This is a genomic window from Acinetobacter sp. RF14B, assembly GCF_006864105.1.
Taxonomy (GTDB): Bacteria; Pseudomonadota; Gammaproteobacteria; order Pseudomonadales; family Moraxellaceae; genus Acinetobacter; species Acinetobacter lwoffii_C.
On the sequence record NZ_SMTB01000031.1, the window covers coordinates 20,726 to 27,913 of the forward strand.

Here is a 7,188-nt window from a genome sequence, read left to right on the forward strand (position 1 = left end):
ATTAAGCATGGATCTTTTACTGCTGCTCAAAGCGGCAATCATGGGTATAGTCGAAGGTATTACCGAGTTTTTGCCTATTTCCAGTACCGGGCATCTGATTTTGGCTTCAGAGTTAATGAACTTCTGGAGCAAAGAAAAAAGTGATGTATTTGTGATTGCCATTCAGATGGGAGCAATTGCTGCGGTTATTTATGAGTACTGGACCCGACTCTGGGGTGCGGCGACCGGGATTGTAAGTGGCGAACCTCAGGGACGCCGTTTGGGTATTGGATTGATACTGGCTTCTATTCCGATTGTGCTGGTCGGTCTGACTTTGGGACAAACTGTCAAAGAGCTGTTATTTAACAATATTGCGATTGCCATTGGGCTGATTGTGGGTGGCCTGATCATTATCTGGATCGAAAAGAATCCTCCGCAGGTGCGCGCCAAAGAGGTTGAAGATCTGACTATTAAAGATGCGGTCTGGATCGGACTGATTCAGGTTTTGTCCTTGATACCGGGCACTTCACGCTCGGGTGCGACCATTATTGGGGCGATGTTCCTCGGTGTATCGCGTAAGGCGGCAACCGAGTTTTCTTTCTTTCTGGGAATTCCGGTGATTGTGGGGGCGGGTCTGCTCGACCTGTATCAAAGCTATGGGGTTTTCCATACCACCGAAGACTGGGTCGTGCTGGCAGTCGGGATTTTGGTGTCCTTTGTTTCGGCCTTGCTATTAATCCGTGCTTTGGTGGCATATGTAGCCAAACGCGATTTCATGATCTTTGCCTGGTACCGGATTGTATCCGGGCTGCTGATCTTGTTATTTGCCTATACAGGTTGGACATTATGGTAAACCAGATTCGTCTCTATACCGAATCTGACCATGTAGAGAAAGCACAGCACTTTGAGGCTGTGCTTTCTTCTCGTGGGGTAGAGACTGAAATTGTAACAGTAGAAAAACTGAATGCCCGCTTTCTTCGTTTACATCCTGAGCTTGGCCTGTGTGTCGATGTGGACGGCTTGTGGCTATGTGCCAATGGCATGAAAATGCAGCCTGACTGGCAGGCCGAAACTGCCCGTTTAAAGCGTGCATCCTTAAAGTCGGAAATGATCGCTCGTGCCTGTAATCTGGCAGAAAAACCGTTTCTGATTGATGCGACGGCAGGTTTGGGACATGACAGCCTGTTAATGGCACATTTAGGTGCCCAAGTCACTTTGGTAGAGCGGCACCCGATTCTATTTACCCTGCTGGAAGACAGCCATATCCGTGCCCGTCAGGATGCTTTTTTGAGTCAGGTGGTTGCGCGTATTCATCTGGTTTTTTCTGACTCGGCAGATTATTTAAAATCCCGGGCGGAACAGAAAAACCTGGTCGATGTGGTGTATCTGGACCCGATGTTTCCACAGCGTGACCAGAACCAGCAAGCGCCCAAAAAGCAGGCACAGGTCAAAAAGCAGATGCAACTCTTACACCTGCTACTGCCAGAAGATGGAGAGATGGATCTGGGCGATCATCTGCTGGAACTGGCACAGGATATTGCAAAACGTGTGGTGGTAAAACGCCCGCGTCTGGCGGTTTTTTTGGCGGGAAAACAGCCAGATCATCAATGGCAAGGTGATGCTTGCCGTTTTGATGCATATTTTCAGCATGAACTTGTAGCTTAATATGATAACTGCTTCTAAATTAATCAAGGATTTGTTATATATGTAACAACTGGCATTGATAAAACTATTATCAGACATACACTTATTTAACACTTGAGCGAGCTATTTATCTCCCTGACCTCCTATGATCGACTTTAAACCCTCCATTAATTTTTGGCATGATTTTAAAAGCAACCAAATGGCTGGAGTATGGTTATTTTTAGGATCGCGACGCTCGTTGCAGCTGGTGCGTCCTTCCATTGTCCAGCTGGTGTTTTGGGGAGTTTTGGGTGGCTGTGCCAACAGCCTGTTTAGCTGGCTGAGTTCTGGCCGTATTGGTGATTTTAACTCGCAAGGTCTGATCAGCTATGCGCTCTGGCCTTTTATTGCCCTGATTGTCGGGATTTTTCTGTCCCAGCGGATTAATAATCCACGTTTGATGTTGGTGCCGGCCTTGTTATGGCTGGTACTCGATACGCATATCATGCTGTTTCAATCTCTGATTCAGTATCTCGGGGATATCGATTATCTGCCTTATGTGTTGTATCCGTATATTCCGACCCTGTTTGTGGTGCTGTTTGTCTGGCAAAGTCTGGCAGTGGTCTGGGTAATCTCGCGTGAGCTGCAATGGCCATGGTGGGAGCGGGCGCTGATTATACTGGCCACTTTATTTACTCTGGTGGTCTGGCAGATTTCGATTAAGGACCAGCCGATCTGGAAAGTGGAAGAAACTCCGCCAAGTTTTGCAGAAGATGCCTTTTATGCACAGCCGACGCTGCTGAATAAAGCGCTGGACAATATTCAGTATGGAGAGTTTGCCCAGTCACACTGGTATTTTATGGGGATTGCTGGCGCCAGTTACCAGGATGTGTTTTATTCGGAAATCGAGCGGATTAAAGAACAGTTTGATACCCGTTTTGGTACCTATGGCCGTTCCATTGCCCTGGTGAATCATCCAGCGACCCGCACCCAGATACCGATTGCCTCCAGAACCAGTATGGAGTTGGCGCTACGCCGCATCGGCCAGCAGATGAATCGCGAAAGTGATGTGCTGTTTTTGTATATGACCTCTCATGGTTTGCCAAATACTTTTGAAATGGAAAATGCACCTTTGGATCTGGCACAGGTCGATCCGAAATGGTTACGCGAGACGCTGGATGCTTCTGGCATTCGCTGGCGGGTGATTGTCATTTCTGCCTGTTTCTCGGGAAGCTTTGTCTCAGCCTTGCAAAATGATAACACTCTGGTTATTACTGCTTCTGCGGCGGACCGCCAGTCTTTTGGCTGTTCAAATGAAGCCGACTATACTTATTTTGGCCGCGCGTTTTTTGATGAGGCCATGCGTGAGAACAGCAGTTTAAAAGCGTCTTTTGAACAGGCCGCAAATACAGTAGCCAAATGGGAGTCTGCTCAAGGTTTTGAGCCATCAGAACCGCAGTGGATGATTGGCAAGAATATGGAACTGATGTTGCCGCAACTGGAGCAGCAGTTATTTCCAGAGATGACAACTGTGAAACAGTCTCCTTAAATATTTTTTTCGCAGCAGGTCTGCAAGCAGAATAGGGATATAGCATGGAACTTGTACAGAACAATAGAAGCTTCGACGGTGAACAGCGGATTTATCGTTTTGATTGCAAAACCTTAAAAACCCCGACCAGATTTGGAATTTTTCTGCCGCCTCAAGCACTGGCCGGGGAGAGCTGTCCAGCACTGTTTTACCTTGCTGGCCTGACCTGTACTGAGGAAACTTTTGCAATTAAGGCTCATGCACAGCGTTTGGCGGCACAATTGGGCCTGATTCTGATTACTCCGGATACCTCACCACGCGGAGAAGGCGTGGCAGAAGGCGACAACTGGGATATTGGCCAAGGTGCCGGATTCTATATCAATGCAACCCAGACACCTTGGGCTGAGCATTATCAGATGGAAAGCTTTATCGTAGATGAGCTTTACCAATTAGTGAATGATGAGTTTGTGATTCAGCCAGGTAAAATCGGAATTTTCGGTCATAGTATGGGTGGACATGGGGCGCTTACCCTGGCTTTTAAATATCCTGAAAAATTTAGCTCTGTCTCGGCATTTGCCCCGATCTGTGCGCCAAGTCAGTGTCCATGGGGAGAAAAAGCCTTTAGCCATTATTTGGGTGAGAACCGGGCTGAATGGCAGCAACATGATGCAACTGAGCTGATCAAAGCCAAAGGGGTCTTATTTAATGATATTCTGATTGATCAGGGTTCTTCTGATCAGTTCTATAATCAGCTGAATCCAGAGCTGTTTCAGCAGGCCTGTGACAGTGTGCAGCAGAAACTCACACTACGTGAACATTTGGGGTATGATCATGGCTATTACTTTATTCAAAGTTTTATCGATGATCATTTACAGTTTCATGCGGTACAATTACAACCTTAAGTGACTTTAAGGCTTATATAACTAAAAGAAAAAAATAGCATGGGCCCAATTAGAGCGTGGCCCATGTTTTTATGTATCAATTCTTATAATAAAAACCAGGGTAATTCATGCAAAACTCAAGAAATATTCAGGCTTCTTTTGAAGATTCCGGGGCCTTATCTTTTCCAGTTGAGCCTCGCGTCAGCAGCCTAGGCTTAGGCACTATCCAGCGGTTATGCTTTAAATGCCTTGTATAAGCAGCATATTTCGCCCCGACACTTTGCTCATTTCCTTGAACGGCTGGCCGAGACGAATCAGCAACAAGATGGAAGAAATCCGGCTGAAAAGTCTCTCGGGGGTTTTCTGAGCAGCCATCCGGCAACTGCTGAGCGCATTCAGGCAGTCAAAGCTTTTGAGTAGGAACACGCCCAACTTACTCCTTAAATTTTTTATCGGAGTCATGGTACTGCCACTCGGCAGTCAGTGGCTCCTGTCCCATACGGATCAGATGATCCAGAACCACATTTTCAAGTTTATTCAGGTCAGTAGATTCATCTGTGCTTTGAATCGTTACGGTAAGATGATCTGCCTCGGGTGTCAGACTCACTTCTGCACCTGGAAAATGAATCAGGAAATTTTGTTCGGTTTCATCAATATTAAATTTATGTTTCCAGTGATTAGCCAGGCGTTTGGCAATTCGTGAAGCTTGTTGCGTCTGGAGATAGGCTGTACTTTTCATGATCACGTCTCTCAATTTTTAACCTGAGCTGCACTTTAAACCAAGTCCTGATCAAGTTATAAGCTTATAAGCGTGACACAGTGTTTTATTCTTGCAACATCAAGAGCACAGTCGCCGGACTGGATTTGCTATAATGAGACACATCCAATTTCAGCTCATCAGGTTCTTCCATGTCCAAACCTTATTTAATTGCCCCCTCAATTCTGTCTGCCGATTTTGCCCGTTTAGGGGAAGAAGTGGAAAATGTCTTAGCCGCTGGGGCAGATGTGGTTCATTTTGATGTGATGGACAATCATTATGTACCGAACCTGACCTTTGGTGCAGGCGTATGTAAAGCTCTAAAAAACTATGGCATTCAGGCGCCTATTGATGTGCATTTGATGGTCAAGCCGGTTGATCGTATGATCGGGGATTTTCTTGAAGCAGGTGCGGATATTATTACCTTTCATCCAGAAGCTTCTGACCATATCGATCGTTCCTTGCAGCTGATCAAATCGGGCGGTGCAAAAGCAGGTCTGGTCTTTAACCCGGCCACGCCGTTGCATTATCTGGATTATGTTATGGACAAGGTTGATCAGATCCTGCTCATGAGTGTGAACCCGGGATTTGGTGGACAGAAGTTTATTCCAATGACCTTGGACAAGCTGCGTCAGGCTCGTCAGCTGATTGAGGCCTCAGGTCGTGATATTCGTCTGGAAGTGGACGGAGGAGTGGGGCCTGCGAATATTCGTGAAATTGCGGAAGCAGGTGCCGATATGTTTGTTGCAGGCTCAGCTATCTTTGGCAAACCGGATTATAAAGCTGTAATTGATGAAATGCGTGCAGAACTTGCTAAAGTCGGACAGGTTCAACTTTAATCGTTAGAATGTTTAAAGTGCATAAATCTGTGGATAACTTTATGGATAAGTGTGTAGATATCTATGTTGATAACCATATGGATAAGTTGCATAAAATGTAAACATTTGTGACTCTTTTGATTGCTTATTAGACAAAAAAAGTATAAAAAGAATTCGATTAGAGTTCTTTTTATACAGTGTATGCCTTTAATTCGGTGAATGTTTATTCACCAGTTTTGAGTATTTAGGCGAGTCAAAAAGTAATCAATAAGTATAGGGTCTGGCTTGAATCATATAAGATCTCCACGCTATTCTTTAAATTTAATTGGTATGTATTACTTAATAATTTGCGGATAACTGTGAGTTTTATTGTTAATAAAATTGATTAAATGAAAATGGAAAGAGTAACTGGGTATTTCTCCAGATTCAGCATAAGTTGAATATAAGGCTCTGTCTTGAGTATTTGGGTAAGGCAGGGTTAAATTAGATCTCTTTTAGTCAGGTTTTGTAAAAATTACAGTTCTAGAAACTGGATTGTATATCATCTATTTTCCTTATTCAGGAGGAACGACCTCCCTTGTTAGTTGCTTATTTAAATGAAAATTAACAGGAAAAATCGTCAGGACGGCCTGACTCTGTCATATAGGAGGAAGGCGAAATGGCCTGGATCATCTTAATTCTTGCGGGTTTATTTGAAATCGTGTGGGCATATTCAATGAAATTGTCTGACGGATTTACCCGGCTCACCCCAAGTCTTGTTACGCTGTTTTTCATGGTGCTGAGTTTTGTGCTACTGGCGTATGCCATGCGCACATTGCCCTTGGGGACGGCTTATACCATCTGGACTGGAATTGGAGCCGTTGGCTCATTTCTGGTTGGGGTGTTTATTCTGGGTGAGCCGGCTACTGCCATGCGCATGCTGGCAGCGGTGCTGATTATTTCCGGTCTTGTGTTGATGAAATTATCTTCATCTTAAAGCCTGTCGCACGTTTCAAAATTCCATTAAAATGAATAAGAGAACACTTCATTTTAGAGGAGTATGGTCATGCAGCTGAGTTATCTGAATATGGATTCACCTGTAGGGCAGTTGCGACTGGTGGCACATGAAACTGCACTGGTGGCTGTACTCTGGGATGGTGAAATGCCCCATTGGTTTAAATTGGCGTCACTGGTGGAGGGCCTGCAACATCCGGTATTGATTGAAACCAGACGCCAATTGCAGGAGTATTTCTCCGGTCAGCGCAGTGCCTTTGACGTACCTTTAGAATTTATCGGGACTGATTTTCAGAAAAAAGTCTGGCAGGCCTTGCTGAATATTCCCTATGGTCAGACCCGAAGCTATCGTGACATTGCCGAGCAGATTGGCAACAGTAAAGCGGTGCGTGCTGTCGGGGCAGCCAATGGTAAAAATCCGATTTCGATTATTACGCCTTGTCATCGCGTGATTGGCAGTAGCGGCAAGCTGGTCGGATTCGCGGGCGGCCTGGACAAAAAAGAAATTCTGTTAAATATTGAACAAAAAAATTAAGCTTTAAGTATCTAAAATAATTGAATAATTAAAATATGGAAAATTCTACAATATCGATATTTGGCTCACTCTGG

At 45.0% G+C, this 7,188-nt stretch carries 9 protein-coding genes; 7 read left to right on the forward strand and 2 right to left on the reverse strand.

From position 1 onward, the window contains the following. Window positions 1-7 precede the first annotated feature (7 nt). From E2K52_RS06605 to fghA, 4 genes are all read left to right on the forward strand, one after another. Complete coding sequence (locus E2K52_RS06605) at window positions 8-832, forward strand: undecaprenyl-diphosphate phosphatase (protein ID WP_151204356.1); 825 nt, start codon at window positions 8-10, stop codon at window positions 830-832. After that, window positions 826-1,644 (forward strand): class I SAM-dependent methyltransferase, encoded by an 819-nt coding sequence (locus tag E2K52_RS06610; protein ID WP_151204357.1) that lies wholly within the window; start codon window positions 826-828, stop codon window positions 1,642-1,644. Before E2K52_RS06605 ends, E2K52_RS06610 begins: the two co-directional genes overlap by 7 nt. Window positions 1,645-1,768: 124 nt before the next feature. Beyond that, window positions 1,769-3,151, forward strand: coding sequence for a C13 family peptidase (locus E2K52_RS06615; RefSeq protein WP_151204358.1), 1,383 nt, complete (start codon window positions 1,769-1,771; stop codon window positions 3,149-3,151). 44 nt (window positions 3,152-3,195) lie between these two features. Then, window positions 3,196-4,032 carry an S-formylglutathione hydrolase gene (fghA, locus tag E2K52_RS06620; protein WP_151204359.1) on the forward strand — a complete coding sequence of 279 codons (837 nt, stop codon included), beginning with the start codon at window positions 3,196-3,198 and terminating at the stop codon, window positions 4,030-4,032. Window positions 4,033-4,251: 219 nt separating this feature from the next. Here the strand turns inward: fghA and E2K52_RS15095 are convergent, their stop codons facing one another. Together E2K52_RS15095 and E2K52_RS06630 are read right to left on the reverse strand one after the other, a co-directional pair. After that, on the reverse strand, window positions 4,252-4,437 hold the full coding sequence (locus E2K52_RS15095) for a hypothetical protein (protein ID WP_161981128.1): 186 nt from the start codon (window positions 4,435-4,437) through the stop codon (window positions 4,252-4,254). Window positions 4,438-4,444: 7 nt separating this feature from the next. Then, the gene (locus tag E2K52_RS06630; RefSeq protein ID WP_151204361.1) at window positions 4,445-4,750 is read right to left on the reverse strand and encodes a DUF2218 domain-containing protein; all 306 of its coding nucleotides are present in this window, start codon (window positions 4,748-4,750) and stop codon (window positions 4,445-4,447) included. Window positions 4,751-4,920: 170 nt separating this feature from the next. Here E2K52_RS06630 and rpe point away from each other — a divergent pair, with 170 nt between their 5' ends. From rpe to E2K52_RS06645, 3 genes are all read left to right on the forward strand, one after another. Beyond that, a complete protein-coding gene (gene rpe / locus E2K52_RS06635) occupies window positions 4,921-5,607 on the forward strand; it encodes a ribulose-phosphate 3-epimerase (RefSeq protein ID WP_151204362.1) in 687 nt (228 codons plus the stop codon). A 637-nt stretch (window positions 5,608-6,244) separates the two neighbouring features. After that, entirely contained in the window at window positions 6,245-6,562 is a 318-nt protein-coding gene (sugE, locus tag E2K52_RS06640) for a quaternary ammonium compound efflux SMR transporter SugE (protein ID WP_151204363.1), read from the forward strand. Window positions 6,563-6,631: 69 nt separating this feature from the next. Next, window positions 6,632-7,114, forward strand: a complete 483-nt coding sequence (locus E2K52_RS06645; protein WP_151204366.1) for a methylated-DNA--[protein]-cysteine S-methyltransferase — start codon at window positions 6,632-6,634, stop codon at window positions 7,112-7,114. Window positions 7,115-7,188: the final 74 nt, after the last annotated feature.

Bases quoted from the DNA above. Each gene is read 5' to 3' on its own strand.
- E2K52_RS06630 (WP_151204361.1), bottom strand. From the start codon at position 4,750: ATGAAAAGTACAGCCTATCTCCAGACGCAACAAGCTTCACGAATTGCC.
- rpe (WP_151204362.1), top strand. From the start codon at position 4,921: ATGTCCAAACCTTATTTAATTGCCCCCTCAATTCTGTCTGCCGATTTT.
- E2K52_RS06610 (WP_151204357.1), top strand. From the start codon at position 826: ATGGTAAACCAGATTCGTCTCTATACCGAATCTGACCATGTAGAGAAA.
- fghA (WP_151204359.1), top strand. From the start codon at position 3,196: ATGGAACTTGTACAGAACAATAGAAGCTTCGACGGTGAACAGCGGATT.
- sugE (WP_151204363.1), top strand. From the start codon at position 6,245: ATGGCCTGGATCATCTTAATTCTTGCGGGTTTATTTGAAATCGTGTGG.
- E2K52_RS06615 (WP_151204358.1), top strand. From the start codon at position 1,769: ATGATCGACTTTAAACCCTCCATTAATTTTTGGCATGATTTTAAAAGC.
- E2K52_RS06605 (WP_151204356.1), top strand. From the start codon at position 8: ATGGATCTTTTACTGCTGCTCAAAGCGGCAATCATGGGTATAGTCGAA.
- E2K52_RS06645 (WP_151204366.1), top strand. From the start codon at position 6,632: ATGCAGCTGAGTTATCTGAATATGGATTCACCTGTAGGGCAGTTGCGA.